Origin of the sequence: Novosphingobium sp. FKTRR1 (assembly GCF_020404405.1) — a bacterium.
In the GTDB taxonomy this organism is placed as follows: domain Bacteria; phylum Pseudomonadota; class Alphaproteobacteria; order Sphingomonadales; family Sphingomonadaceae; genus Novosphingobium.
In genome coordinates this window covers 85570-111805 of record NZ_JAIZDA010000016.1, presented here as the reverse complement: position 1 = coordinate 111805, position 26236 = coordinate 85570, and the positions used below count along the sequence as shown (strand labels likewise).

The 26236-nt window shown below is 64.3% G+C and carries 25 protein-coding genes; 13 read left to right on the top strand and 12 right to left on the bottom strand.

The features are described 5' to 3' along the window. Nucleotides 1–123: 123 nt before the first annotated feature. Together LDN95_RS15520 and carA are read right to left on the bottom strand one after the other, a co-directional pair. A complete protein-coding gene (locus tag LDN95_RS15520; protein WP_226018505.1) occupies nucleotides 124–363 on the bottom strand; it encodes a hypothetical protein in 240 nt (79 codons plus the stop codon). Then, on the bottom strand, nucleotides 363–1544 hold the full coding sequence (carA, locus tag LDN95_RS15515; RefSeq protein WP_226018504.1) for a glutamine-hydrolyzing carbamoyl-phosphate synthase small subunit: 1182 nt from the start codon (nucleotides 1542–1544) through the stop codon (nucleotides 363–365). The genes LDN95_RS15520 and carA overlap by 1 nt, the downstream gene beginning before the upstream one ends. Before the next feature lie 156 nt (nucleotides 1545–1700). Between carA and LDN95_RS15510 the strand changes: the two genes are divergently transcribed. From LDN95_RS15510 to LDN95_RS15495, 4 genes are all read left to right on the top strand, one after another. Then, a complete protein-coding gene (locus LDN95_RS15510; protein ID WP_226018503.1) occupies nucleotides 1701–2156 on the top strand; it encodes a GatB/YqeY domain-containing protein in 456 nt (151 codons plus the stop codon). 131 nt (nucleotides 2157–2287) lie between these two features. Beyond that, complete coding sequence (gene dnaG, locus LDN95_RS15505; protein ID WP_226018502.1) at nucleotides 2288–4192, top strand: DNA primase; 1905 nt, start codon at nucleotides 2288–2290, stop codon at nucleotides 4190–4192. Between the two features lie 53 nt (nucleotides 4193–4245). Further along, nucleotides 4246–6255, top strand: coding sequence for an RNA polymerase sigma factor RpoD (gene rpoD, locus LDN95_RS15500; RefSeq protein ID WP_226018501.1), 2010 nt, complete (start codon nucleotides 4246–4248; stop codon nucleotides 6253–6255). A gap of 65 nt (nucleotides 6256–6320) precedes the next feature. Further along, nucleotides 6321–6863: a hypothetical protein gene (locus LDN95_RS15495; protein WP_226018500.1), complete on the top strand. Its 543-nt coding sequence runs from the start codon at nucleotides 6321–6323 to the stop codon at nucleotides 6861–6863. 24 nt (nucleotides 6864–6887) lie between these two features. Here LDN95_RS15495 and LDN95_RS15490 read toward each other — a convergent pair whose 3' ends face one another. Then, nucleotides 6888–8642, bottom strand: a complete 1755-nt coding sequence (locus tag LDN95_RS15490; RefSeq protein WP_226018499.1) for a M28 family peptidase — start codon at nucleotides 8640–8642, stop codon at nucleotides 6888–6890. Between the two features lie 264 nt (nucleotides 8643–8906). On the opposite strand from LDN95_RS15490, the gene rpiB reads away from it, so the two are divergent. The 6 genes from rpiB (at nucleotide 8907) to rpsD (ending at nucleotide 13027) form a co-directional block, all read left to right on the top strand. Continuing rightward, a complete protein-coding gene (gene rpiB / locus LDN95_RS15485; protein WP_226018498.1) occupies nucleotides 8907–9344 on the top strand; it encodes a ribose 5-phosphate isomerase B in 438 nt (145 codons plus the stop codon). Nucleotides 9345–9360: 16 nt separating this feature from the next. Next, a complete protein-coding gene (gene glyA, locus LDN95_RS15480) occupies nucleotides 9361–10674 on the top strand; it encodes a serine hydroxymethyltransferase (RefSeq protein WP_226018497.1) in 1314 nt (437 codons plus the stop codon). A gap of 5 nt (nucleotides 10675–10679) precedes the next feature. Next, nucleotides 10680–10889, top strand: a complete 210-nt coding sequence (locus LDN95_RS15475; RefSeq protein WP_226018496.1) for a hypothetical protein — start codon at nucleotides 10680–10682, stop codon at nucleotides 10887–10889. 4 nt (nucleotides 10890–10893) lie between these two features. Next, a complete protein-coding gene (gene nrdR / locus LDN95_RS15470; RefSeq protein WP_226018495.1) occupies nucleotides 10894–11370 on the top strand; it encodes a transcriptional regulator NrdR in 477 nt (158 codons plus the stop codon). Further along, entirely contained in the window at nucleotides 11367–12200 is an 834-nt protein-coding gene (locus tag LDN95_RS15465) for an RNA methyltransferase (protein WP_226018494.1), read from the top strand. Before nrdR ends, LDN95_RS15465 begins: the two co-directional genes overlap by 4 nt. Nucleotides 12201–12412: 212 nt before the next feature. Then, the gene (gene rpsD, locus LDN95_RS15460; protein ID WP_226018493.1) at nucleotides 12413–13027 is read left to right on the top strand and encodes a 30S ribosomal protein S4; all 615 of its coding nucleotides are present in this window, start codon (nucleotides 12413–12415) and stop codon (nucleotides 13025–13027) included. 90 nt (nucleotides 13028–13117) lie between these two features. Here rpsD and LDN95_RS15455 read toward each other — a convergent pair whose 3' ends face one another. Both LDN95_RS15455 and tgt read right to left on the bottom strand, forming a co-directional pair. Then, nucleotides 13118–15127, bottom strand: coding sequence for a S9 family peptidase (locus tag LDN95_RS15455; protein WP_226018492.1), 2010 nt, complete (start codon nucleotides 15125–15127; stop codon nucleotides 13118–13120). 94 nt (nucleotides 15128–15221) lie between these two features. Next, nucleotides 15222–16346, bottom strand: coding sequence for a tRNA guanosine(34) transglycosylase Tgt (gene tgt / locus LDN95_RS15450; protein WP_226018491.1), 1125 nt, complete (start codon nucleotides 16344–16346; stop codon nucleotides 15222–15224). A 56-nt stretch (nucleotides 16347–16402) separates the two neighbouring features. Here tgt and LDN95_RS15445 point away from each other — a divergent pair, with 56 nt between their 5' ends. Continuing rightward, nucleotides 16403–17233, top strand: a complete 831-nt coding sequence (locus LDN95_RS15445; RefSeq protein WP_226018490.1) for a TSUP family transporter — start codon at nucleotides 16403–16405, stop codon at nucleotides 17231–17233. A gap of 1 nt (nucleotide 17234) precedes the next feature. Here LDN95_RS15445 and queA read toward each other — a convergent pair whose 3' ends face one another. From queA to LDN95_RS15420, 5 genes are all read right to left on the bottom strand, one after another. Further along, the gene (gene queA / locus LDN95_RS15440) at nucleotides 17235–18272 is read right to left on the bottom strand and encodes a tRNA preQ1(34) S-adenosylmethionine ribosyltransferase-isomerase QueA (RefSeq protein ID WP_226018489.1); all 1038 of its coding nucleotides are present in this window, start codon (nucleotides 18270–18272) and stop codon (nucleotides 17235–17237) included. 93 nt (nucleotides 18273–18365) lie between these two features. Then, complete coding sequence (locus LDN95_RS15435) at nucleotides 18366–19070, bottom strand: peptidylprolyl isomerase (RefSeq protein WP_226018488.1); 705 nt, start codon at nucleotides 19068–19070, stop codon at nucleotides 18366–18368. Nucleotides 19071–19173: 103 nt separating this feature from the next. After that, complete coding sequence (coaD, locus tag LDN95_RS15430; RefSeq protein ID WP_226018487.1) at nucleotides 19174–19686, bottom strand: pantetheine-phosphate adenylyltransferase; 513 nt, start codon at nucleotides 19684–19686, stop codon at nucleotides 19174–19176. 1 nt (nucleotide 19687) lies between these two features. Further along, on the bottom strand, nucleotides 19688–20596 hold the full coding sequence (locus LDN95_RS15425; RefSeq protein ID WP_226018486.1) for a polyprenyl synthetase family protein: 909 nt from the start codon (nucleotides 20594–20596) through the stop codon (nucleotides 19688–19690). Nucleotides 20597–20601: 5 nt separating this feature from the next. After that, entirely contained in the window at nucleotides 20602–20853 is a 252-nt protein-coding gene (locus LDN95_RS15420; protein ID WP_226018485.1) for an exodeoxyribonuclease VII small subunit, read from the bottom strand. A gap of 181 nt (nucleotides 20854–21034) precedes the next feature. Here LDN95_RS15420 and purL point away from each other — a divergent pair, with 181 nt between their 5' ends. Beyond that, nucleotides 21035–23218 (top strand): phosphoribosylformylglycinamidine synthase subunit PurL, encoded by a 2184-nt coding sequence (gene purL / locus LDN95_RS15415; protein WP_226018484.1) that lies wholly within the window; start codon nucleotides 21035–21037, stop codon nucleotides 23216–23218. A 134-nt stretch (nucleotides 23219–23352) separates the two neighbouring features. Here purL and LDN95_RS15410 read toward each other — a convergent pair whose 3' ends face one another. Together LDN95_RS15410 and serB are read right to left on the bottom strand one after the other, a co-directional pair. Further along, nucleotides 23353–24189 (bottom strand): Coq4 family protein, encoded by an 837-nt coding sequence (locus LDN95_RS15410; RefSeq protein WP_226018483.1) that lies wholly within the window; start codon nucleotides 24187–24189, stop codon nucleotides 23353–23355. A gap of 97 nt (nucleotides 24190–24286) precedes the next feature. After that, entirely contained in the window at nucleotides 24287–25171 is an 885-nt protein-coding gene (gene serB / locus LDN95_RS15405; RefSeq protein ID WP_226018507.1) for a phosphoserine phosphatase SerB, read from the bottom strand. Nucleotides 25172–25187: 16 nt separating this feature from the next. Between serB and miaA the strand changes: the two genes are divergently transcribed. Beyond that, nucleotides 25188–26114 carry a tRNA (adenosine(37)-N6)-dimethylallyltransferase MiaA gene (miaA, locus tag LDN95_RS15400; protein WP_226018482.1) on the top strand — a complete coding sequence of 309 codons (927 nt, stop codon included), beginning with the start codon at nucleotides 25188–25190 and terminating at the stop codon, nucleotides 26112–26114. Nucleotides 26115–26236: the final 122 nt, after the last annotated feature.

Genomic DNA, 26236 nt, shown 5'->3' with positions numbered 1-26236 from the left:
CCTCCCCACGCCCGATAGCTAGACGCGAGGCTGCGCCTCGCTCCCCCACCCCCGACCCCTCCCCGCTGGGGAGGGGAGCAGAAATGCAGGCAATGCTGGCCGGAAAAGAAGAGGCAGTGCTCATTAGACTTTGGGACCAAAGTGCTTCATACCGGCATCCACAAGCTGGTAAAACGCTTCCTTACTCAGCCGAATATTCTGACTTCTGGCGCCAATATGTACACGGTCTTTCGATCCGTAACTGTTTAGCTGGACGAACTTTTCACCGTCAAACTGTAACGGCACAATCCTCCCACCGATTGCCTCTGGCTGCTCGCTCTCTCGATCTTGATCGTGAACGTCGAACTTGCGAATGACAGCCATCAGTCGTCCTTCCGTTGCAACATCCCCACAAACTTCTCGAACAGGTAAAAGCTGTCCTGCGGTCCGGGGCTGGCCTCGGGGTGGTACTGCACCGAGAACGCCTTTTTGCCGGTCAGTTCGATGCCGCAATTGCTGCCGTCGAACAGGCTGACGTGGGTTTCCACCACGCCTTCGGGCAAAGTCGTCGCATCGACCGCGAAGCCGTGATTCATGCTGGTGATTTCGACGACGCCTTCAGCCACGCGCTTGACCGGGTGGTTGGCGCCGCGGTGGCCCTGGTGCATCTTGATGGTCTGTGCGCCCGCGGCCAGCCCCAGCATCTGGTGGCCAAGGCAGATGCCGAACAGTGGCACGTCGCGATCGAGCAGTTCGCGGATCACCGGCACGGCATACGTGCCCGTCGCCGCCGGATCGCCGGGTCCGTTCGACAGGAACACGCCCGCAGGCTTCAGCTCCAGAATGGTTTCCGCAGGCGTTTCGGCGGGCACGACCGTGACGTCCGCGCCTGCCTGCACCAGATTGCGGAAGATGTTGTCCTTGGCACCATAGTCGATGGCAACCACGTGCGGACGACCTGTGCCTTCGGGGCGGGTGAAGCCCTCGCCCAGCCGCCAGATCGCGCCTTCCCAGCCCTGATGCTCGGTGCGGGTGACGACCTTGGCCAGATCCATGCCCTTCAGGCCGGGCCAACCGCGCGCCTTTTCCAGCAGCGCCGGGATATCGAATTCGCCGGTAGGGCTGTGCGCGATGACCGCGTTGGGCGCGCCCGACAGGCGGATGCGGCGAGTCAGCGCGCGGGTGTCGATCCCGGCGATGCCGATCTTGCCCTTACTCGCCAGCCAGTGGCCGAACGTGTCTTCGGCGCGGAAGCTGGCGGGCGCGGTCACGTCCTCGCGCACAACGCAACCCACAGCGCCGGGCACGTCGTGGCTTTCGTCGTCCTCATGATTGGTGCCGACGTTGCCGATGTGCGGGAACGTGAAGGTGACGATCTGCCCGGCATAGCTGGGGTCGGTCATCACTTCCTGATATCCGGTCATCGCGGTGTTGAAGCAGACCTCGCCCACCGCATCGCCGATGGCGCCGAAGCCCTTGCCCCACGCCACCGCGCCATCCGACAGTACCAGGACTCCCGTTGCACCCTGCGGTTTGGGCGCGTGCGAAAGTGCGGGGTCGGCCATGATTGGGGGCGCTCCGTTGGCAGGGGTTTTGACGATGTTGCTAAGGTTCGGCCGCTAGACCTCGCCGGGCGCAGCGTCAACCTAGCGCAGCGAGAAAGTTTTCCCTAAGGCCCGGTTCACGAGGCCCGGAAAGGGTCGAACCACAGGAAAAAGTACATGATCCGCGATACGATCAAGGCCGCACAAGTGGCCGCCATGAAGGCCGGCGACAAAAGCCGCCTTGCCGCCGTCCGCCTGATTCTGGCCAAACTCAAGGACAAGGACATCGAACTGCGCACCGCAGCCACGGTTCCCGACGATGACACGCTGGTGGTCGACGTGCTGCAGAAAATGGTCAAGCAGCGCCGCGAGTCGATTACGCTCTACGAACAGGGTGGCCGTCAGGAACTGGCAGACATCGAACGCGCCGAAGTGGCCGTGATCGAGGAATTCCTGCCCGCCCAGCTTTCCGATGAAGACGTTTCGGCCGCCATCGCCGCGATCATCGCCGAAACCGGCGCTGCCGGCATGAAGGACATGGGCAAAGTGGTCGCCGCGCTGAAGGCGAAGCACGGCAGCCAGTTGGACATGGGTAAAGCCAGCGGACTGGTGAAAGCCGCGCTGGCGGGGTGAAGGTGTGCGTTCGACCGGCGCTCGACACGAACCGTGTGTGGGATAGAGTGGACCGCCCCGCCAACCCGTTCGTGTCGAGCGCAGTCGAGACTTCGCAAGCCACGCCAGAACCGCAAAGATCCTAAGACCGCATGGCTCTTACCCCGCAATGGCTGGATGAACTGCGCACCCGGATTTCGCTGTCCGGGCTGATCGGTCGCAGCGTGCGCGTGCAGAAGGCGGGGCGCGAGTTCAAGGCGTGCTGTCCGTTCCACAACGAGAAGTCGCCCAGCTTCACCATCAACGACGAAAAGGGCTTCTACCACTGCTTCGGCTGCGGCGCGCATGGCGATGCGATCCGCTGGATGACCGAGCATCAGGGCCTGCCGTTCATGGACGCGGTCAAGGAACTGGCGGCGATGGCGAGCATGGAAGTGCCCGCCCCCGATCCACGCGCGGCCAAGCGGGCCGAACAGCAAAAGTCGCTGCACGACGTGATGGCCGCCGCGCAGGCGTTCTTCGTATCAAGCTTGCAAGGGACCAGTGGAGAGGCCGCGCGCGCCTATCTCGCCACGCGCGGCTTCCCTGCCGCCATCGTGCGCGAATTCGGTTTCGGCTATGCCCCCGACAGCCGCACCGCGCTGAAAGAGGCGCTGTCCGATTTCCCCGAAGCCATGCTGATCGAGGCGGGCCTGCGCATCGTGGTCGAAGGGCGCGATCCCTATGACCGCTTCCGGGGGCGGCTGATGCTGCCGATCTGCGATCCGCGCGGGCGCCCGATCGCATTCGGGGGACGCATCCTGACTGCAGCCAAGACCGATGCTCCAAAATACCTCAATTCGCCCGACACGCCGTTGTTCGACAAAGGCCGCACGGTCTACAACCTGCATCGCGCGGCACCTGCGGCACGCTCGGCAGGGCGAATCGTGGTGGTTGAAGGCTACATGGACGTGGTCGCCCTCGCCGCCGCAGGAATTGCCGAGGCGGTTGCCCCGCTAGGCACTGCGCTGACCGAGGAGCAGATCGAGCGGCTATGGCGCGTCGACGAAATGCCGCTGCTTTGTTTTGACGGCGACTCTGCCGGACAGCGCGCGGCGATGCGCGCAATCACCCGCGCCCTGCCCCTACTGCGCCCCGGGCACAGTTTGCGGATCGTCACTCTTCCCCAAGGGCAGGATCCCGACGACGTGATCAAGCGCGAAGGGCCTGGCGCGATGCAGGAATTGCTGGCTTCCCCGCGCAGTCTGGTCGACGTCTTGTGGCAGGCCGAACGCGATGCCGCCCCGCTCGACACGCCTGAGGCCAAGGCCGGGTTGAAGCAGCGTTTGATGGACCACGTCGACACCATCGGCCATCCCGATATCAAGGCGCTGTACCGGCGCGAACTGAACGACCGGTTTGGCGAACTGGCCTATGCCCGCCGCGAACGGCCACCGTTCCAGCCGGGTGCGCGATCGGGCAACGGAGCGCCTTCGGGCGGAGGCTCGCGTCAACCGGGCAGGCGGGGCCAGCCATGGCTACCACCAGCCGCACCGATGACCGAAGATACCCGCAACCGGCTGCAACGACGCGAACCGCGCGACGGATTGCTGGCAGGCATTCTGGCCGGGCTGGTGCAGCATCCGACCGAAATCGCGCGCCATGCCGAAGCGCTCGGGCGCCTGTCCTCCGACGTCCTGTCTCCTGCCGAATCGGTGCTGGCGGAATTGCTCGATGCGCTGCTGGCGCTCGCTGATTCGCCGGCACCGCTTGAACCAGACGCGGTCCGCACCATATTGGCCGCAAGGCAGGTTCCCCTGCCCACGGCGGAAGACTTCGCCGGCATGCGATTCGGCTTTCTGACCGGCACCGGCGCCAACGCGACCGGCGAACTGGCCGAGGCCATCGACCTGCTGATCGATCTTCCGGCGGTGGAAGCGGCGCTTGCCCAAGCCACGCAACGGCACGAAACGGAGTTTTCCGATGAAAGCTTCGCCGAACAGCAACGATTGTTGCAACGAAGGCTGGCCTTGCTTGCCCGTTTAGGGCAGATGGGTCGTGTCAGGGCGGCGTTATAATATTACTCGCCAGCCATGAGGGTCTGGCCAGAACTGGTGGCACACGGGGTTCAATGGCTTCGAACGAAAAGACTGATGGCGGTGACGCACCGCTGATCGACCTCAATGACGCTTCGGTCAAGAAGCTGATCGCCCGCGCCAAGCGTCGCGGCATCATCACCTATGACGAACTGAACGAGGCCCTTCCCCAAGATCAGATGTCCTCCGAGCAGATCGAGGACATCATGGCCGCGATCAGCGAAATGGGCGTCAACATCGTCGAGAGCGACGAGGATGCGGTCGATCCCGAAGAGCGCGAGCCCGAGGAAGCCGAAGACGCCGACACCGGCATGGACGACCGTCCGGTCGTTGAAAAGCGCAAGGAAACCATTGAGCGTACCGATGACCCGGTGCGGATGTACTTGCGCGAAATGGGTGCGGTCGAACTGCTCAGCCGCGAGGGCGAAATCGCCATCGCCAAGCGGATCGAAGCCGGACGCGACACCATGATCATGGGTCTGTGCGAAAGCCCGATCACCTTTCACGCGATCATCCAGTGGTCAGAAGCGCTGAACGCTGGCGAAATGCAGCTGCGCGAGATCCTTGATCTCGATGCGATGCTTTCCAAGGAGCCGCAGCCCGAGAACCTGTCCGAGGATGGTGAGGACGAGGAAGCCGAGATCACCGAGGCGACCGCCGGCCCCACCTTCAAGGAAGAAGAGGACGTCGAGGAAGAAGAGACGGCCGAAGGCGACGAGGACGACGAACTGCGCGAACGCCGTGCCCAGCGTCCTGCCGAAGAGGAAGAAGAGGACAACACCCTCAGCCTCGCCCAGATGGAGGCCGCGCTCAAGCCGGCCGCGCTGGAACGCTTCGCCGAAATTACCAGCCTGTTCCGCACGTTCGAAAAGTTGCAGGCCGAGCGGCTCGATTCGCTTGGCCTTGGCATCGACTTCCCGCAAAGCAAGGAAGCGACGTATCACAAGCTGCGCGAGGAACTTACCGCGCAAGTCGAAAGCGTGCAGTTCCACGCGACCAAGATCGAGTATCTGGTCGACAACCTGTATGCCTTCAACCGCCGCCTGACCACGCTGGGCGGGCAGATGCTGCGCCTGGCCGAACGCCACAAGGTACCCCGCAAGGACTTCCTTGACCGCTATGTCGGCAACGAACTCGACGATGCCTGGCTGCAGAGTGTGGCAGGTCGCGACAAGAAGTGGGCCGCATTCGCCAGCAACGAAGCGGTCGCCGTCGAACGTATCCGCAGCGAGATTTCCGACATCGCGGCCGCTACCGGCATGTCGCTCGGCGAATTCCGCCGCATCGTCAACATGGTCCAGAAGGGTGAGCGCGAGGCGCGTATCGCCAAGAAGGAAATGGTTGAGGCGAACCTGCGGCTGGTGATCTCGATTGCCAAGAAGTACACCAATCGCGGCCTGCAATTCCTTGATCTCATTCAGGAAGGCAACATCGGGCTGATGAAGGCGGTCGACAAGTTCGAATACCGCCGTGGTTACAAGTTCAGCACGTATGCCACCTGGTGGATCAGGCAGGCAATCACCCGCTCGATCGCCGATCAGGCGCGCACCATCCGTATCCCGGTGCACATGATCGAAACGATCAACAAGCTGGTGCGGACCAGCCGCCAGTTCCTGCACGAACAGGGCCGCGAACCCACGCCCGAGGAAATGGCCGAACGCCTCTCCATGCCATTGGAGAAGGTGCGCAAGGTGATGAAGATCGCCAAGGAGCCGATCAGCCTTGAAACGCCGATCGGTGACGAGGAAGATTCGCATCTGGGCGATTTCATCGAGGACAAGAACGCGATCATCCCGGTAGATGCTGCGATCCAGTCCAACCTGAAGGAAACTGTCACCCGCGTGCTGGCCTCGCTCACCCCGCGTGAAGAACGCGTGCTGCGCATGCGCTTTGGCATCGGCATGAACACCGACCACACGCTGGAAGAAGTCGGCCAGCAGTTCTCGGTTACCCGCGAACGTATCCGTCAGATCGAAGCGAAGGCGCTGCGCAAGCTCAAGCACCCGAGCCGCAGCCGCAAGATGCGCAGCTTCCTCGACCAGTGAACGGTCGGCGCTTTACCGCGCTGGCGTTGCTTCTGTCGGCCATGGCGTGCACTCCGGTGCCGGCCATGGCCGCAGAACCTGCAACTGTGCCGGCCGCATCCGATCCGCCGGCGGCTCCCGATCCAGAGCGCCTTGCCATCGCGACCGAGGTGATCGATCAAGGCTTTCCGGCGGCGGACCGCGAACCGATGTTCTTTGGCGCCATCGACGGGCTTATCGCACAGTTGCGCACGGTCCACCTCGCCCAGATCCAGAACGATCCTGGCGCGGCGGCAATCCTCAACCGCAAGCTCGATCGCTATATCGCGCAAGCCAAAGACGTGCTGCGCACCCATATTCCCGCACTGATGGGCGCCATGGCCCGCGCCTATTCCCGCGAATTCACCAAGGACGAGTTGATCCAGTTGCGCGCCTTTGCCGCAACGTCGGCCGGTCGGCACTTTTTCCTGCGCAGCGCGTCGCTGCTGCGCGACCCGGATTTCGCTGCGGCCAACGTTGCCTATGCACGGGAACTGCAGCCCGGCCTTGTCAGGATGCGCGATGAACTGACGGCCGAACTGAAGGCCTATTTCATGCAGCACCCACCCAAGCCGAGTTCTGATTCCTGACCAAACCCTGACGTCGCGCGTTTGCTATCGGGCGATGCTATAGGTCGGAACCGTATCTGCCAATGCATCGAAGCGCACCCATAATGCGGTGCCGAGCGCAACGATCACGCCGAACGCGACAAGTCCGCGCGTTACACCCACCGGAAGCGTCCGCCACAGCGGCAATAGTGCCAGAACCGCCAAGGCCAGCGGCAGGGCGATCAGGCCCGGCATCACTGGCCCCACGCCCTGCAGCAACTGATGGGCCAGTGCTATCTGGTAACCGGCCACCATAGCGCCGATCAATACCGCAAGTACCCGCCCAGCCCCACCTTGCGGCAGCAGCGCCGCAAGGGTGGCAAATGCGACGGGCAGCACCGCGACATATGCCGCCGTTGGCGCGAACCATTGCAATGCCGCAGCCATCAACCACAGCGGTAGCGCCGCACCGGCAATTCCCGGCGCCGACGGCTTCCACCGCGCAAACACAACCAAAACCGCCGCAAGCGCCACAGCAGCAGTGATCAGTTCCAGGCGCGGGATCGCAGCCAACCGGTCGTAGTAATTGGCCTTTGCCGACGTAAGCGACAACCAATTGGCAAGCGTTGCCAATGCGATGGTCGCCACGATCAGCGCCAACATGCGGCCCGCACCGCCAAAAAACGGCTTGCCCAAAACCGGTTTGCCCAAAACCGGTTTGCCTAAAACCGATTTGAGCGCTGTCGTGCGCCGCACCAGCAGCGCCAGAGCCCCGAGCCCCACGGCCAGCAGCGGCCAACCGGACCATGCAGGCAGCACGATCAGCCGGGTACCGAACAAATCGAAGAACACAACGTCGTCATGGCGAACGGGCAGTTGCGGCGCCGTCAGCAATGCGCGAGCCAGATCGAGCGTCTGCGCACCCATGTCCTGCAGCGCGCCCTGATCAAGGCGTTCAGGCGTGGCCCGTGGCGAATGGTACAACTCGGGTCGCCCGATGAAGGCGAAGTTGAAGGCGGCAAAGTCGGGTCGGGGTGGCTTGGCCAGCGCCTCGGTCAGGTCGGTGTCGTTGGGCAGCACTTTGTACAGAAACACCGCCAACGAGGTGCCGGCAGGATGGCGCAGCGCTCGGGCGGCGAATGCAATGGCCGCACCGTTGGCAGGTGTCGTCTGGAAAAGCGTGGCGCGACCGCCCCCACCGCGCGCTTCAAGATTGATCAGCGCGCCGATGCGGCTGCGCTCCGGGTCCGTGCCGAAAAACCGCTCCGCTCCGAACAAGCCGGGCTCCTCGCCATCGGTCACGATCACCATCAGATCGCGACGTGACTGGCCGGTGACGCGAACCGCTCGCACCGTTTCAAGGATAGCGGCAACCCCAGCGGTATCGTCGGCCGCTCCGGGCGAGCCGCCCACGCTGTCATGGTGCGCCATCATTGCCAGCGCAGGCAATGACCGATCACGCCCCGGCAGAACCGCGACCAGATTGGACATTGTCGGCACTGCCTCACCCGGCTTCGCCCAACTGGCGTTGCGAGCATAGCGCGCGGCGTCGGGAACGAAGCGATCGAGCCGCACAGTCAGCCCCATGCTCCGCAACCGCTCGGCAATATAAGCCTGAACCCGCGCATCCGCAGCCGATCCCGCCGGGTGCGGCGTGGCGGCAATCGCGCGCACATCGCGCATCGCCCGCGCGGCGGAGAAGTTGTCGGTCGGCGCACGCTCAGTCTGCGGAGCGGGGGGCGTGGTGCCGACAATTGCCAGCAGTACTGCCAAAATCATCGCCGCCAGCAACGCAAGCGGCGGCGTCCTAGCCGACTTCATTGCCCCAACCGCCGCACGATTGCGCGTTTGCAAAGCGATTGCACCAAGCCGCACTCCCCCACCGACTCCGGCCATGACAGCAGGGCCTTGGCCCTCATCTTATGCCCGCAGGAACGCGTCGCAAGCCGCAGTTGCACGGAAATGCATCCATTTGCCCGTGGGTGAGCCTCGGGATTAGTCCAAATTATGTGGCCTAGCGCGCGCGATGGGCCTAAAGGCGCGGGGTATCGAATCCCGTTCTATTGCAATTTCAGGTCAGTCCCCTTGCGCATCGCCATCGCTTCAGATCATGCCGCGTTCGACCTAAAGGCCGAGTTGCGCGAATACCTCATCGGCCTTGGTCATGAGGTTGCCGACCTTGGCCCGGAAACCGCCGACCGCGTCGATTATCCCGACTATGGCTACAAGTTGGCCGAAGTCGTGGCTGAGGGCGTGGCCGAACGCGGCATTGCACTGTGCGGGTCGGGCATCGGCATCTCGATCGCGGTCAACCGGCACCCGGCGCTGCGCTGCGCGCTGGTGTCCGAGCCACTGTCGGCCGCACTCGCGCGCGAGCACAACGATGCCAATGCCATCGCCATGGGCGCTCGCCTGACCGGGCCGGACATGGCAAAGGCCTGTATTGACGCGTTTCTCGCCACCGAATTCGGCGGCGGCCGCCATGCCGGCCGCGTTGCCAAGCTTTCCGATCCCACCTTCTGACAAAGGAGCCTTCAAGATGACCGCAGCCACCACCCTTGCGCCGGACATCCGCAAAGCCGGCTTCTTCACCGCAGCGCTGGAAACCGCCGACGCTGAAGTCTTTGCCGCCGTGCGCGGCGAACTGCATCGCCAGCAGACCAAGATCGAACTGATCGCGTCGGAAAACATCACCAGCCTTGCCGTGTTGCAGGCGACCGGCTCGGTGTTCACCAACAAGTACGCCGAAGGTTATCCGGGCAAGCGCTACTACGGCGGCTGCGAATATGCCGACGTGGTCGAAAACCTCGCGATCGAGCGGGCCAAGGCGCTGTTCGGTTGCAATTTCGCCAACGTTCAGCCCAATTCGGGCAGCCAGATGAACCAGGCCGTGTTCCTGGCATTGCTGCAGCCGGGCGACAGCTTCATGGGGCTCGACCTCAATTCGGGCGGCCACCTCACCCACGGCTCGCCCGTGAACATGAGCGGCAAGTGGTTCCACCCGATCCCCTATGGCGTGCGCGCCGACGATCACCTGATCGACATGGACGAGGTTGCGCGCCTTGCCCGCGAGCACAAGCCCAAGCTGATCATCGCGGGCGGCACCGCCTATTCGCGTACGTGGGATTGGGGCGCCTTCCGCGCCATCGCCGACGAGATCGGCGCTTGGTTGCTGGTCGACATGTCGCACATCTCCGGCCTTGTTGCGGGTGGCGCGCACCCCTCGCCGTTCCCCCATGCGCATGTCGTGACGACCACCACGCACAAATCGCTGCGCGGTCCGCGTTCGGGCGTCATCCTCACCAACGATGAGGATCTGGCCAAGAAGTTCAATTCCGCCGTGTTCCCCGGCCTGCAGGGCGGCCCGCTGGTCCACGTGATCGCGGGCAAGGCGGTTGCCTTTGGCGAAGCGCTGCGTCCCGAATTCAAGGCCTATGCCCACCAGATCGTGGCCAACGCCAAGGCGCTGTCGGACAGCCTGCTCGAAGCGGGCTTGGGCATCGTGTCGGGCGGCACCGACAACCACCTGATGCTGGTCGATCTGACCGCCAAGGACGTGACCGGCAAGGCCGCTGAGAAGGGCCTCGACCGCGCCTGGCTCACCTGCAACAAGAACGGCGTGCCGTTCGACAAGCGCTCACCGTTCGTCACCTCGGGCATCCGTCTGGGTACGCCTGCGGGCACCACGCGCGGCTTCCGCGAGGACGAGTTCCGCCTGATCGGCCAGTTGATCGCCGAAGTGGTCGATGGCCTTGCCCGCAATGGCGATGCCGGTGACGGACAAGTGGAACAACGCGTGCGCGACCGCGTTGCCGACTTGTGCAGTGCGTTCCCGATCTATCCGGAGCTTTGACGATCATGGCCGACAACCTCAACGATCTCGCCACCCGTGCGCGTACCGAAATCACCGGCATGGCAAAGGAAGGCTTCGCCAACCCTTCGACCAAGCCGGTGCTGACGGCAGCAGCCATCGGAGCGGTTGCCGGCCTTGTCCTTCCGATCGTGTCGCTGCCGGTCGGCGCGCTGGCCGGAGCGGCATTCGGTCTGTGGCAACGCATCAAGAAATAACCGTATGCGTTGCCCGTTTTGCGCCCATGACAACAGCCAGGTGAAGGACAGCCGACCGAGCGAGGACAACACCTCGATCCGTCGGCGCCGTCAATGCGAGGGCTGTGGCGCACGTTTCACCACGTTCGAGCGCGTCCAATTGCGCGATGTGCTGGTGGTGAAGTCAGGTATCGACGGCACCGAATTGCGCCGCGAACCGTTCGACCGGTTGAAGATCGAACAATCGGTCGCACTCGCCTGTCGCAAGCGGCCCGTGGCGCAGGAACGGCTCGACCAGCTGGTATCGGGTATCCAGCGCCAGATCGAGACGATGGGCGACAGCGAAGTGCCGTCCAAGGCGATCGGCGAGATGGTGATGGAAGGGCTGCGCCAGCTCGACAGCGTGGCCTATATCCGCTTTGCCAGCGTTTATCGCGACTTCACCGAAGCGCGCGACTTCGAGGCTTTTGCCAGCACCGTGCGCGAAGTCGGCGGGCAATGACCTCGCCGCCGGTGCCAAGCGCAACGCCACACCCGATCATCGTCCTTGTCCGCCCGCAACTGGGCGAGAACATTGGCAAGGCTGCGCGTGCCATGCTCAATTTCGGGCTTGCGGAGTTGCGGCTTGTGTCGCCACGCGATGGCTGGCCCAACCCTTCCGCCGGACCCGCCGCCGCAGGGGCCGATATCGTGCTGGAACGCGCACAAGTGTTCGAGACGCTGGCCGATGCCGTGGCCGATTGCGCCCATGTCTATGCCACCACCGTGCGCAAGCGCGGCGTGACCAAGCCGGTGCTGACACCCGAACAGGCGGCTCAGGAGATCGTCGCGGCGCCAGCGCGCGGTGGCGGACACAGCGCGATCGTGTTCGGGCCGGAGCGCTCTGGCCTTGATACCGACGATGTGGCGCTGGCCCGCGCGATCATCACGGTGCCGATCAATCCGGAATTCGCGTCGCTCAATCTGGCGCAGGCGGTGATCCTGTGTGCCTATGAATGGTCGAAGCAGGCCGCTGCTGCCGGGGGTATCAGCGATCTGGCGCAGCCCACGGTCGAGGAATTGCTGCCCCCTGCCCCGCAGGAGGAGTTCGAAGGCATGTTCGGCCAATTGACCGCGATGCTCGACCCGCTCGGCTATTTCGAACCTGCGATTCGCGCGCCGGTAACGCTGCGGACCTTGCGCACGATGTTCACCAAGCCAGGCTGGAATCATCTGGAAGTGCGCACAATGCGCGGTATCCTGACCGCGCTGGCGCGCCATCGCAGGCTGAAACCCGAACTGGATGGACCGGCAAGTCCGGTTTCCGGCCCGGTTTCGTCCTCCGAGGCTTGACTCGCGCGCCATTCGCTGGTCTAGGCCCCGCTTCCACGTGAGCGGCGCCCCTTGGGGTGACCGGACTGCGTTTGCGCAGTTCTCGCTCGATTGGCCCTGCACACCCGGTGAAGCGGCGGCCGCATTGCGCAGATTTCGGCGCAATGGTGCGATTCCGGGTCCATGAACGCCTAGGCATGGTGCCGGGGCAAGCAAATTGAAAGGAGCCGCGCGTGTCGAAGCGTAAGGCATCGAAGCATAAGATTGACCGCCGTCTTGGCGAAAACATCTGGGGTCGTCCCAAGTCGTCGGTGAACCGTCGTTCGTACGGTCCCGGCCAGCACGGCCAGCGCCGCAAGAGCAAGGTATCGGACTTCGGCATCCAGCTGCGCGCCAAGCAGAAGCTCAAGGGCTACTACGGCGACGTCACCGAAAAGCAGTTCAAGGCAACCTATCAGGAAGCCTCGCGTCTGAAGGGCGATACCGGCCAGAACCTGATCGGTCTGCTCGAACGCCGCCTGGACATGATCGTGTACCGCGCCAAGTTCGCGCCGACGATCTTTGCCGCGCGCCAGATCGTCAGCCACGGCCACATCCGCGTCAACGGCGTGAAGTGCAACATCGCATCGCGCCGCGTGTCGGTTGGCGACGTGATCAGCCTGGGCAACAAGGCCAAGGAAATGGCCCTGATCGCCGAAGCACAGACCCTGCCCGAACGTGACGTGCCCGACTATGTCGTGGCCGACGGCGGCGACAAGGTCACCTTCTCGCGCATCCCGACGCTCGACGAAGTGCCCTATCCGGTGAAGATGGAACCGAACCTGGTCGTCGAATTCTATTCGCGCTGACAGGTCCGGCCTTCACGGCAGACAAACAAGAAGGCGGGGCTTTTGCCCCGCCTTTTTTGTTTCAGATCCGATGACGAGGGGGATCGCTGCTCAGGGTTGCAGGCCCATTGCCTTGCGCAGGAAGGCATCGCTCTCGACCAGCAGGCGGGTACGCGCGGCGCTGTCGGCCAACTGGTGATCAAGCCCCGGAAACTCGACGAACGTCACCTGCTTGCCCGCAGCCTTCAGGCGGTTGTTCATCATTCGCGATTCACCGATATCGACGTTGATATCGTGATCGCCGTGGAACAACAGCACCGGCGCCTTGATCGCAGCGGCATTCTGCGCAGGCGATCCTTCCTGCACATGCGGCCCGGTGCCGACGAAATCGCGCGCCATCTTGGTACCCTTTTCCAGCTTGTAGCTGGCAAGGTCGGTGACCGGAGCCACTGCCACGATGGCCTTGAACAGATCGGGATCGAGCACAGCGCTTTGCAGCGCGGCATAGCCGCCATAGGACCAGCCAACGATCGCCAGCTTGCCCGGCGCGGCAATACCCTGCGCGGCCAACCAGCGCCCGGCATCGTTCACGTCACCGATCGCGGTGTGCCACGATTTCCAGCCATTCTGCCTGTACCATTCGGCGCCGAAGCCGGTCGAACCGCGATAGTTGGGTTGCAGCACGGCATATCCCCGCGCCACGTAGAACTGCACCAGCCAGTCAAAACCCCATTCATCGCGCGAAGCAGGGCCGCCATGGGGCATGATGATCGCGGGCAAGCCTTTACCGGTGCTGCCAGGCGGCAGGGTCAGGTAGCCCGGAATCTGCGTGCCATCGGCCGCTGGAAACGTGATCGGCTTCATCGCGCCCAGTGTCATTCCGGCCAGTTCGGCGCGCACCGGCAGTAGCGGCGACAACTGCCGTGCGGCTTTGTCAAAGCGATAGAACGTACCCGGATCCACGTCGCTCGACGCCAGCAGCAGGATCTTGCTTTCATCGGCGCTGGCGCCGAACAGCGTGATGCTCGGCTGCCCCGGCAGCGCTTTGGTCAGTCCCGCCGCAAGCTTCTTGAGGTCTGGGTCGAAGAACTCGGAACGGCGGATGTCGGTGGCAAAGCTTGCCCCGACCACACGCCGGTCGCGCCCCAACCGCACCAGCTCATCCACATCGATGCCGTCCTTGGCCAGCACCAGTTGCCGGGTGTCGGTACCGTCGAGCGCAATCGAATAGAGCGCATCGAAGCCGTTCAGGCTGTCAAAGCCATAGACCACGTTCTTTGCGCCATCCACCGCCACTGGCTGGAAGCCGCTCGCCAGGCCCGACGCATCGATGGTGACCTTGGACAGCCGCTTCCATTCGCGCGAATTGGGCGCGCGATAGGAATAGTTGATCTCGTTGCCCATTTCATCGTCGCCGCGCATCGGACGCACGCCCATCACACGCACGGTGCCGTGGCCATCGGTGATGTAGCGATAGGCTTCGCTGAAGGGATGTTCGACATTGTGCCGCTGCAGGCTGTCGACATCGACCTCTTCAACGCCCAGCCCTTGCTGTTCGTGCGTTACATTGCTGCCGACCGACACCTTGGGCACATAGTAGCGCGTCATCAGCACGTGGTTGGGTTTGCCCGGCAGATCCCAATCGATCACCCCTCCGCCGTAAAGCGCGAAGCCCAATGTATCGCTGCCGGTATCGGCGGACAGGCGCGCCACCTTGCTGCCGTCGGCGTTGAGCGCGAACAACCGCTCGATCGGCATCAGATAGCCGCTGTAATCATAGACCATGCTGTTGACGCAAATGAGCCGTTCATCGGTGGCCCAATCGCAACTTTCGAGCGTCTGCCCCTCGGTCCGCTGCGCCAGGATCGGCTTGGGCACGCCCACGTTGGCCGCCGCTGCGCCAAGGTCGACCACGCTCAACACCGCGCCACCGCCGTTGCGCGTGGCGATGTAGGCCACCTTCTGGCCATCGGGCGAGATGCTGATCTGGCGCACCGATTCGAGCGCACCGAACTTTGCCGCCAGCACGGCAGCATCCTCGGCCAGCGCCACACCTGAGCCACCGAACACACAGATGCCGGCCAGCGCAACGCCAGCCAGAAAACGAAAGGCACCATTCATCGCAGGCAGTCTCCAGTTGCAACACCGTAGACTTTGCCGATGCCGCACGCGCAAGACAATGACTTGGCGGAAGAATTATCCAGCCATTTTGGTGTCAGCGGGAAAGATAGTCCCGCCGGAAATCGCTGGCGAACGCGGCAAAGCGCTGCTCGGCGATCGCGGCGCGCATGCCCGCCATCAACTGCTGGTAAAAGCCGATGTTGTGCTCGGTCAGCAGCATCGCGCCAAGAATCTCGCCCGACTTGTGCAAGTGGTGCAAGTAGGCGCGGCTGTATTTCGCGCAGACCGGGCAGGTGCAGCGTTCATCCAGCGGGCCGGTGTCCTCGGCATGGCGGGCGTTGCGCAAGTTGAGCGGGCCATTCCAGGTGAAGGCCTGCCCGTTGCGGCCCGAGCGGGTCGGCAGCACGCAATCGAACATGTCGATGCCGCGCTCCACTGCGCCGACCAGATCGTCGGGCTTGCCCACGCCCATCAGATAGCGCGGGCGATCGGTGGGCAACTGGTCAGGCGCGAAGTCGAGCGTGGCGAACATCGCCTCCTGCCCCTCGCCCACTGCAAGCCCGCCGACGGCATAGCCATCGAAGCCGATCTGCGCGAGGGCATCGGCGCTTTCCTTGCGCAAGCCTTGGTCCAGTCCGCCCTGCTGGATGCCGAACAGCGCGGAGCGGGCAGCGTGCTCCCCGCCTGCATCGAAGCCATCGCGGCTGCGCTTGGCCCAGCGCATCGACATTTCCATGCTGCGTGCGATGACGTCGCGCGGCTGGTCGATCTTGGGGCATTCGTCAAAGGCCATCACGATGTCGCTGCCCAGCAGCCGCTGGATCTCCATCGACCGTTCGGGGCTGAGCATGTGGCGCGAGCCATCAAGGTGGCTGGCAAAGGTCACGCCGTCCTCGGTGATCTTGCGCAAATCGGACAGGCTCATCACCTGATAGCCGCCGCTGTCGGTCAGGATCGGGCGGTCCCAGCCCATGAACTTGTGCAGCCCGCCGAGCCGCGCCATGCGTTCCGCGCCGGGCCGCAGCATCAGGTGATAGGTATTGCCCAGAATGATGTCGGCGCCGCTGGCGCGCACGTCCTCTACCTTCAACGCCTTGACCGTGGCGGCGGTACCCACCGGCATGAAAGCCGGCGTCCGGATGTCGCCGCGCAGCATCTTGATCGTGCCGGTGCGGGCCTTGCCCTCGGTTGCATGGATGGTGAAGGAAAAGCGCGTCATCGGTTCTGGCCAATTGAGGGATTGCGGGCCTTAGGCGCAAACGCCATGGCGTGCAAATGCCCCTGCTCAACCTGCCTCCACTGGACACCCTCGCCGCCGCCCTGCCCTCGCTGAGCGCGCTTGACCCCGTGGCGCTGCCGTTGTGGCTCTATCCGGTGATGACCGCGATCGCGGTGATAACCGGCTGCGTCGATGCGGTGGCAGGAGGCGGCGGGCTGATCATGATGCCCGCGCTGATCACCACCGGACTGCCACCGCATCTGGTGCTGGGCACCAACAAGGTGCAGTCGATGTGCGGGACGACGATGGCGACATGGCGCTTCTGGCGCGCCGGACTGTTCAGCTTTGCGGCTAGCTGGCCGACCGCTGCGGTCACCTTCATCGGCGCCACGGCGGGATCGCTGCTGATCCAGCGAATCGACGCGCATGTGCTGCGGCTCATCGTGCCGTTGCTGCTGATGGGCGTGGCGCTGTACACGGTGCTGTCGCCGGGAATGAGCGACGAGGACCGCCACGGCCGCCTGTCGGAGCGCGGCTATTTGCCGGTGGCGGGCGGCGTCGGCTTCTACGACGGCTTTTTCGGCCCCGGCGCCGGGCAGTTCTACACGATCACGCTGGTCGCCATGCGCGGGCTTGGCCTGACACGGGCCACCGGCCTGACCAAGCTGCTCAACGTCACCAGCAACATCGCCAGCGTCGCCGTGTTCGCCGCAGGGGGGCAAGTGATGTGGCTGCTGGGCCTGTGCATGGGTGCAGGCGCGATGACCGGCGCCGTCGTCGGAAGCCACTTCGCCACCCGCCATGGCGCCCGCGTGATACGTCCGCTGCTGGTCGTGGTCAGCCTTGGCCTGACGCTGCGACTGGTATGGCAGTGGTTTGCGGGGTGATTCAGCCCGGCAACAACAGCCCCGCATCGCCGTAGCTGTAGAACCGATACCCTTCCGCAATCGCGTGGGCATAGGCGGCCTGCATACGCTCCAGCCCCATCAGGGCGCTGACCAGCATGAACAGCGTCGATTTGGGCAAGTGGAAGTTGGTCATCAGCCCGTCGATGGCGCGGAAGGTGTAACCCGGCGTGATGAAGATGCTGGTGTCGCCTGCGAACGCGCGGATCACGCGGTCCTCTCCCGTGGCGCTTTCGAGCAGGCGCAAGCTGGTGGTTCCGACCGCGATGACCCGGCCACCGGCCGCGCGGGCGGCGTTGAGGCGGTCGGCGGTAGCCTGCTCGATCCGCCCCCACTCGGCGTGCATCGCATGGTCGGCGGTATCATCGGCTTTCACCGGCAGGAACGTGCCTGCACCGACATGGAGCGTCAGCGTCTCGTGCCCGATCCCGGCGGTGGCCAGCGCCTCCATCAGCGCGGGCGTGAAGTGCAACGCTGCAGTCGGAGCGGCAACCGCCCCATCGCGCGCGGCGAACATCGTCTGGTAATCGCTGCGGTCGGCCTCGTCGGTACCGCGCTTGGCGGCGATGTATGGCGGCAGCGGCATCCGCCCCGCCCGTTCGAGCAGCACCTCGACCGGCTCGTCGCCCGGAAACATCAGCGTCCAGCTGCCATCGGCGTGGCGCTCCTCGGCGATTGCGGTAACGTCGGCAGGAAAGGCGATGGCGTCGCCGGTGCGGAGCCGCTTGCCGTTGCGCACGAAGGCCTGCCAGCGGCGCAGATCGATCCGCTTGTGCAGCGTCGCGCCGATCCGCGCCTCGCCTCGCTGGCCTTCCAATTGCGCGGGGATGACACGAGTGTCGTTGAACACCAGCACGTCGCCCGCGCGCAGCAGGCCGGGCAGATCGCGCACGGTGTGGTCGGTCAGCGGTCCCTGCCCTGAACCCGCAACCAGCAGCAGCCGCGCGGAGTCGCGTGGGCGAGCCGGGCGCAGGGCAATACGCTCGGGCGGAAGGTCGAAGTCGAACAGGTCTACACGCATGGCCTGCCGCTAGCGCTGCGGTGGTCCTTCGACAAGCGCGGGATGCGCGTGGTCGGGCTTACCGACGCGCTTCCCTGCTTGTCCTCACCCGGATCAGTGGGGTTGCGAGTTGCTCAGCACGTCGGCGGTGATGGCAGGAGCGGCAGCCGGCGCGGTCGGCGCAGGGCGCGGCTTGCCGTCAGCCGCGATCGAGGCCTGAACCACGCGGGTCGGGTTCTTGGGCGGCTCGCCACGCACGATGGCATCGACCGAATCCATCCCGCCGATCACGCGGGCAAAAACAGTGTACTTGTGATCAAGCGCCATGCGTGGATAGAACACGATGAAGAACTGGCTGTTGGCCGAGTTGGGATCGTCGGTCCGCGCCATCGACACCGTGCCACGCAGATGCGGCACGTCGTTGAATTCGGCCTGCAAGTCGGGCAGCTTGGAGCCACCCTGCCCGGTGCCCGTGGGGTCGCCGGTCTGCGCCATGAAGCCATCGATCACACGGTGGAAGATGATGTTGTTGTAGAACCCTTCGCGCACCAGCGTCTTGATCCGCTCGACATGGTGCGGCGCCCACACCGGCATCAGCCGGATCGCCACGCGTCCGCCGTTCGACAGGTCAAGCAGCAGCACGTTTTCGGGATCGTGGCTCTGGTCCGCATCGACCGCATAAGGGATCGTCGTCGACGCCACCACCCGATCGATCTTGATCGGCTTGACCGGGTCTTTTTCACGCTGCCGCTGGGCCATGGCAGGTGTTGCCAGCAGGGCGGCGCCCAGCGCCAGCGAAGTCAGGAAACGCACGACCATTTTAAGAACCACCTTGGAGCGCTTGGGTTTCCGCCGATAGGCGCGCCGCGCTGTCGCTGCAATGAACAAATGGGTAGCGCGCAATCCTTGCAACGCGGCCCGCTCAATATTCGCCCAGACGCCCCTGCTCCTGCACCCGCGCGACCACTTCGTCGCGAACGGTGGGCGAAACGAAGTGGGTGATATCCCCCCCGAACTGGGCGATTTCCTTGACCAGCTTCGATGCAATCGGCTGCAGGCTGACATCGGCCATCAGGAACACCGTCTCGATCCGGTTGTTCAACTGCTGGTTCATGCCGGCCATCTGGTATTCGTATTCGAAGTCGGCAACGGCGCGCAGGCCACGGATGATCACGCTGGCGCCCTGCTTTTCAGCAAACTTCATCAGCAAAGCGTTGAAACCGACGACACTGACGTTGCCGATGCCCTGCAGGGCCACTTCGCGGGTGACCATGGCCATCCGCTCTTCGGGCGTGAACATGGGGTTCTTCGATGGATTGGTGGTCACGCCGATGATCAGCTTGTCCACCAGCTTGGCCCCGCGCCGGATGATGTCGAGATGCCCGCGCGTGATCGGATCGAACGTGCCGGGATAGACCCCGATCCTCTCTCCCATGTCAACGATCCCTTTCGACAACAAAGCGCGCCAAGGCACGCAGCAGATCGGCTTCCTCTCCATAAGGAGCCAGATGTTCAATGGCCTGATCGACTAGGAACCGCGCCTGTTCGCGCGCCCGCACCACGCCCAGCAGCGAGACGAAGGTTTCCTTGCCCGCCCGCTCGTCCTTGCGTAGCGCCTTGCCCGCAGCGGCCTCGTCACCCTCAACGTCGAGCAGGTCGTCGACGATCTGGAACGCCAGGCCGACATCGCGGGCATAGCCGCGCAAATGGGTGCGCCCTTCGGGTGACAGCTTGCCCAGAATGGCGCCCATCTCGACCGCCGCAGCCAGCAACGCCCCGGTCTTGAGCTGCTGCAACCGGGTTACGGTGGGCAAGTCGAACGAGGACGTTTCGGCGACGATGTCCATCATCTGCCCGCCCGCCATGCCGCCCGAACCGCTGGCCAATGCCAGCGTGCGGACCAGCTCGATACGGGTGAACGGATCGCCGATCAGGCTTGGATCGGACAGCACCTCAAACGCGAAATCGTGCAGCGCATCGCCCGCCAGAACGGCCGTGGCTTCGTCAAAGGCAAGGTGCAGCGTCGGCTTGCCATGGCGCAAGGCATCATCGTCCATGCACGGCAGATCGTCGTGGATCAGCGAATAGACGTGGATCGCCTCGATCGCAGCGCCAACGCGCACCGCCACCGATCGGTCGACCCCGAACATGCCCGCCACCGCGGTGACCAGCAGCGGACGCAGCCGCTTGCCTCCGCCGATCGCGGCATAGCGCATGGCTGCGATCAGCCGCTCGCGCGCATCGCCGGGCAGCGGCAGCAACGCGTCGAACGCGTCATCGACATCGGCCTGAATGCGCGTGAGCGCGTCGGCCAGCAAAGGTGCAGGATTTGCTGCGTCTGCCATGGCCGTCACGCGGCGGTTTCGTCGAACGGACGGGTCGACGCCGCCCGGCCGTCGGGTCCGGCGACGATCGCCTCGATCCGGGCCTGCGCCGCATCGAGGCGCGCCTGACAATGGGCGCGCAAGGCGTCGCCCCTGGCGTAGAGGTCGATCGATTCGTCAAGCGGCGCCTCGCCGCTCTCCAACCTGCGTACAACGTCCTCAAGCGCCTTGAGCGCCTGTTCGAACGATAGCGCGGCAATATCCGGGTTTGTAGCCATCAAACGCAGCTTTGACCGCCCCACGCCCGCCGGTCAAGCGCGCGAAACAGCAACATAGCGCCGCAGCCGCAATTAGTCCGGTACGTCGAGCCTTGCCGCTGCATAGGCATGGTGAGTACGGCCAACGGGCAAAGTGCGACGGGGCTGGTCTTGACGCGTCGGGAAGGCTAAGGGCGCTGTCATGTCCGCTATCACCGCAGAAGTCGTCGCCGCCCATGGGCTGTCCGAGGAAGAATACGCGCGCGTGCTCAAGGCACTCGGCCGCGAACCGAACCTTGTCGAGCTCGGCATCTTTTCGGTCATGTGGTCCGAGCATTGCTCGTACAAATCCAGCCGCATTCACCTGAAGAAGCTGCCGACCGAGGCGCCGTGGGTCATCTGCGGCCCCGGCGAGAACGCGGGCGTGATCGACATCGGCGACGGGCAGGCTGCCATCTTCAAGATGGAGAGCCACAACCACCCCAGCTACATCGAACCCTATCAGGGCGCGGCGACCGGCGTCGGCGGCATCCTGCGCGACGTGTTCACCATGGGCGCAAGGCCGGTAGCCAACATGAACGCGCTGCGGTTCGGTCGCCCCGATCATCCCAAGATGAAGCATCTGGTGCAAGGCGTGGTCGCCGGCATCGGCGGCTATGGCAACTGCGTGGGCGTGCCGACCGTCGGCGGCGAGACCAACTTCCACAAGGCCTATGACGGCAACATTCTGGTCAACGCGATGACCGTGGGCGTGGCCGAGACCGACAAGATCTTCTATTCGGCGGCCACCGGCATCGGCAACCCGATCGTCTATGTCGGGTCGAAAACCGGGCGCGACGGCATCCACGGCGCGACCATGGCCAGCGCCGACTTCGATGAAAAGAGCGAGGAAAAGCGCCCGACCGTGCAGGTTGGCGACCCGTTCACCGAAAAGCTGCTGATCGAGGCCTGCCTTGAACTGATGGCGACCGATGCCATCGTCGCAATTCAGGACATGGGCGCGGCGGGGCTGACGTCCTCGTCGGTCGAGATGGCGAGCAAAGGCGGCGCGGGCATCCGCCTGAACATGAACGCCGTTCCCTGCCGCGAAGAAGCGATGACGCCTTACGAGATGATGCTGAGCGAGAGCCAGGAGCGCATGCTCATGGTGCTCAAGCCCGGCATGGAACCGATGGCCGAAGCGATCTTCAAGAAGTGGGAACTCGATTTCGCGGTGATCGGCGAAGTGACCGATACCGGTCATATGGTGCTGGAATTCGACGGCGAAGTGGTCTGCGACATCCCGCTTGACCCGCTCGCCGACGATGCTCCGCTCTATGATCGCCCACATCTGAGCTTGGCCGATTACAAGGCTTGGGCCAATGTCGCGCCGCTGGGCGACGTGCCCGCCAGCGCCGATCTGGGCGCCGATCTGGTCAAGCTGATCGGGAGCCCCGATCTGGCCAACCGCCGCTGGATCTTCGAACAGTATGACAGCCAGGTCGGCGCAGACACCTTGCAGAAGTCGGGTGGCGATGCGGCGGTGGTGCGCGTGCATGGCACCGACAAGGCGCTGGCGATCAGCACCGACTGCACCCCGCGCTATTGCTATGCCGACCCCTATGAAGGCGGCAAGCAGGCCGTGGTCGAGACATGGCGCAACATCTGCGCGGTGGGCGCGACCCCGCTGGCGATCACCAACTGCCTGAACTTCGCCAACCCGCAGCGGCCCGAGATCATGGCCCAGATCGTCGAAGCGCTGAACGGCATGGGCGATGCCTGCCGCGCGCTCGATTACCCGATCGTGTCGGGCAACGTGTCGCTCTACAACGAATCGAAGGCGACCGGCGGCGGCAGCGCGATCCTGCCCACGCCTGCCATCGGCGGCGTCGGCCTGATGCTCGACCACGAACAGATGGCGACCGTAGCGTTCAAGGCCGCAGGCGAAGCGATCTTCGTGATCGGCCAGTCGAACGGCCATCTGGGCCAGTCGCTGTGGCTGCGCGAACTGCATGGCCGCGAGGACGGTCCGCCCCCGCCGGTCGATCTGAGCGCCGAACGCCGCCATGGCGAATTCGTGCGCGAACTGATCGCCGACGGTAAAGTCACTGCGGTACACGACGTCTCTGACGGCGGCCTGCTGGTCGCTCTGGCCGAAATGGCGCTGGCCAGCGGCATCGGCTGCGAATTGCAGGAAATCGGCGATCACTTCACCGCGTTCGGCGAAGATCAGGCGCGCTATGTCGTGACGAGCGCGGTGGCCGACAGCATTCAGGCCGCCGGCATCCCGATGACCCGCATCGGCACGACCGGCGGATCGGCGGTCAAGGGGCCGGGCTTTGCGGTTGAAATCGCCACGCTGCGCGAAGCCAACGAGGCGTTCTTCCGCGACTGGATGGCAGCGTAAGTCTTTATCGGGTCTGGCGGTAACGCGACCTGCCCCGCCCGACCTGCCCTGCGGACACGAAATGGCGGACACAAAATGAACGGGGCGCGCAGCAATAAGCCGCGCGCCCCGTCTAAAAAGTAGTCAAGGAACGCTCAGGCCGCTGCGGCCAATTGCTCCACACCTGCCGCGGGCAGGTTCTTGCCCAGCAGGTCATAGGGGTCGACGCCCAAGGCTTTCCATTCCGCATGGCACTGCTTGTAATAGCGTGCGGGCGTGATGTTCAGGCGGCGGCGCACTTCGTCCAGCGGCAGAGGCAGCAGGTCGAACAGCGCCGTCTCGATGATGCGCGGGCACGCCTTGCCCAGCTTTTGACCCTCGCGAATCGCATGCAGTACCGGCGCCTTGCTCGGCACCGTCTTGCGCATGTTCAGACCGGCCATATAGCCGATGAACAAGTGCGCCGGGCTTGGCTGCTGGCCATAGGTAAACGCAAGCACGCAAGCCTCGCCCAGCGCATCGCGGCCATAGCCGGTCAGCACGTGGAGCATGTCGTGCGTGTCGCGGGCGCGGTTCATGTACCATTCGAACTGGTCGTGAAACTTGGGCTTGGTCGCCGCGAACAGCGCGAATTCATCGACCAGACCTTGCGCGCTCAGCCCTTCGCGTTCCATGAAGTCGCAATAGGCGTGCGCCAGTGACCCGGCCGGCATGCGGCGCAGCGCGGCATGATCGTCGAGCATCGGCGGCAGATAGGGTTCGGCCGACCGAATCGCCTGCCCCTTCGCGCTGGACAGGAACTTGACGCCAGCCGGGCGCATGCCCTTCCATGGCAGCGCCTCAAAGATGTGGAACACCTCCTCGGTCCGCTCCTTGTCCTTGAGCAACTGTCGGAAATGCCTGAGTGCCTTGCGCGGGCGCCAGTTCAGCACCGGGCGACGTTCATCGTAAAGCGGCAAGTCGGCTTGGATATTTCCATTCAACGCGTTCATGCGATTCGCCTTTTCATCTCTCCCAGAGATGAAGCACTACTAACATTGATGTCAGTTTAACGTCAACCTGTGGCCGTGTCCGTGCGCGGCAGCCTTGTCAGGCAATGACCCATCGTTCGCGCGCGATGCCCAGCAGCGCCAGCACGGCAGTCAGGTCGCCCCGGTCGATGCGGCCGTTGGCAGCATCGCGGGCGCGTGGCTTGGCGCGGAACGCCACGCCATATGTGGCCGCAGCGATCATCGGAATGTCGTTGGCACCGTCGCCCGTGGCAAGGCTGATGGCCCCTTCGCCAAGCCTTGCGGCCTCGTCCTGCAGTACCTGCAGCTTGACCGAGCCGTCGACGATGGGACCGTCAAGGCTGCCGGTCAAACGGCCTTCGGCGACTTCGAGCCGGTTGCCCACGACACGGGCGAATCCCAATTGTTCCGCCACCGGATCGGCAAAAGCATGGAAACCGCCGGTTACCAGCACGGTATGGCAGCCGTGCGCCTTCAGCGTGGCGACAAGCGTGCGCGCGCCGTCCATCGGGCGGATGCGCTCATCCAGGCACTGTGCGATCGTAGCCTCGGGCACGTCGGCGAGCAGCCCGACGCGCTCGCGCAAGGCGGCCTCGAAATCGAGTTCACCTTGCATCGCGCGTTCGGTGATCGCGGCAATCCGCGCCTTCAACCCAGCAAAGTCGGCCAGTTCATCGATGCATTCCTGCCCGATCATGGTCGAATCCATGTCGGAAACGAACAAATGCGGCACGGTAACGGGCTGGTCGGTCAGCAGCAGATCGGCATCGGGGAACAGTTCGTCCAGAATGGCGCGTACCAGTGCCGGATCGCCCTCGGTCAGTTCGAGTTCGAGCACATCGTCGTTGGTGTCGAGCATGCCCGCCCCGGCGACCTCGCCGCCCGCCTCCTCGATCCGCTCCATCGCAAGAGCAAGATTGTCTCCAAGCGTGTCGGGGTCTGCTATCAGCCGGGCAATGAGCACCGAGAACATCCTTGTCATGAAACCGAAGGTCGCGCTCATCGCAGGGCCGACCGCCAGCGGCAAGAGCGATCTTGCCGTGCGCCTTGCGCTGATGGTCCGCGCGCGCGGACAGGACGCTGTCGTGATCAATGCTGACAGCGCGCAAGTCTATGCCGATCTGGCGGTGCTATCGGCACGCCCAGACGCGGCCGAGATGCAGGGCGTGCCGCATCGGCTGTTCGGTACGTGGGACGGCGCGCAAGCCTGTTCGGCCGCGGATTGGGCTGCAGCGGCAAAGGCCGAGGTCGCCGCCGCCCATGCCACAGGTGCGCTGCCGATCCTCGTCGGCGGCACCGGGCTCTATATCCGCACACTGCTCGACGGCATCGCGCCCGTTCCGCCGATAGACCCTGCCATCCGCGCCGCCGTCCGCGCGCTGCCCGTGGACGAGGCCTATCGCGCGTTGCTGATCGAAGACCCCGCGCGCGGCGCCAGGCTTGCGTGGACCGATTCAGCGCGCATCGCCCGCGCGCTGGAGGTCGTGCGGTCGACGGGACAGCCGCTGGCGGCATGGCAGAGGCAGTTGAGTGGCGGGATCGGCGATGCGATCGATCTGCACGCGGCCATCCTGATGCCCGACCGTGACTGGCTTTATGAACGCTGCGACCGCCGCTTTGCGCTGATGTGGCAGAACGGCGCCTGCGCCGAAGTACGCGCGCTGCTGGACCGGGAACTTGACCCCGATTTGCCGGTGATGCGCGCCATCGGCGTCCCCGAAATCCGCGACTTTCTGCAAGGCCGGGCGAACGAGGCCGATTCGCAAGCGGCGGGCCAGCAGGCGACCCGGCGCTATGCCAAACGCCAATACACCTGGTTGCGGCACCAGCCGCCGGCCGCCTGGCCGCGCGTCACGTACGAAAATTCCATTGACAGCGAAAAGATAGCAATGTTATTTCAAGTTTAGCAAGTTGACATGAGCGATTATGTCACGTAGCAACGCCGTCAATTGTCGGTCATTCCGTTTCTTGCGGATTGCCCGATGCCCGGAAAGGGAGAGACGGCCCGGCGCAGCAACCACTGCGCCGG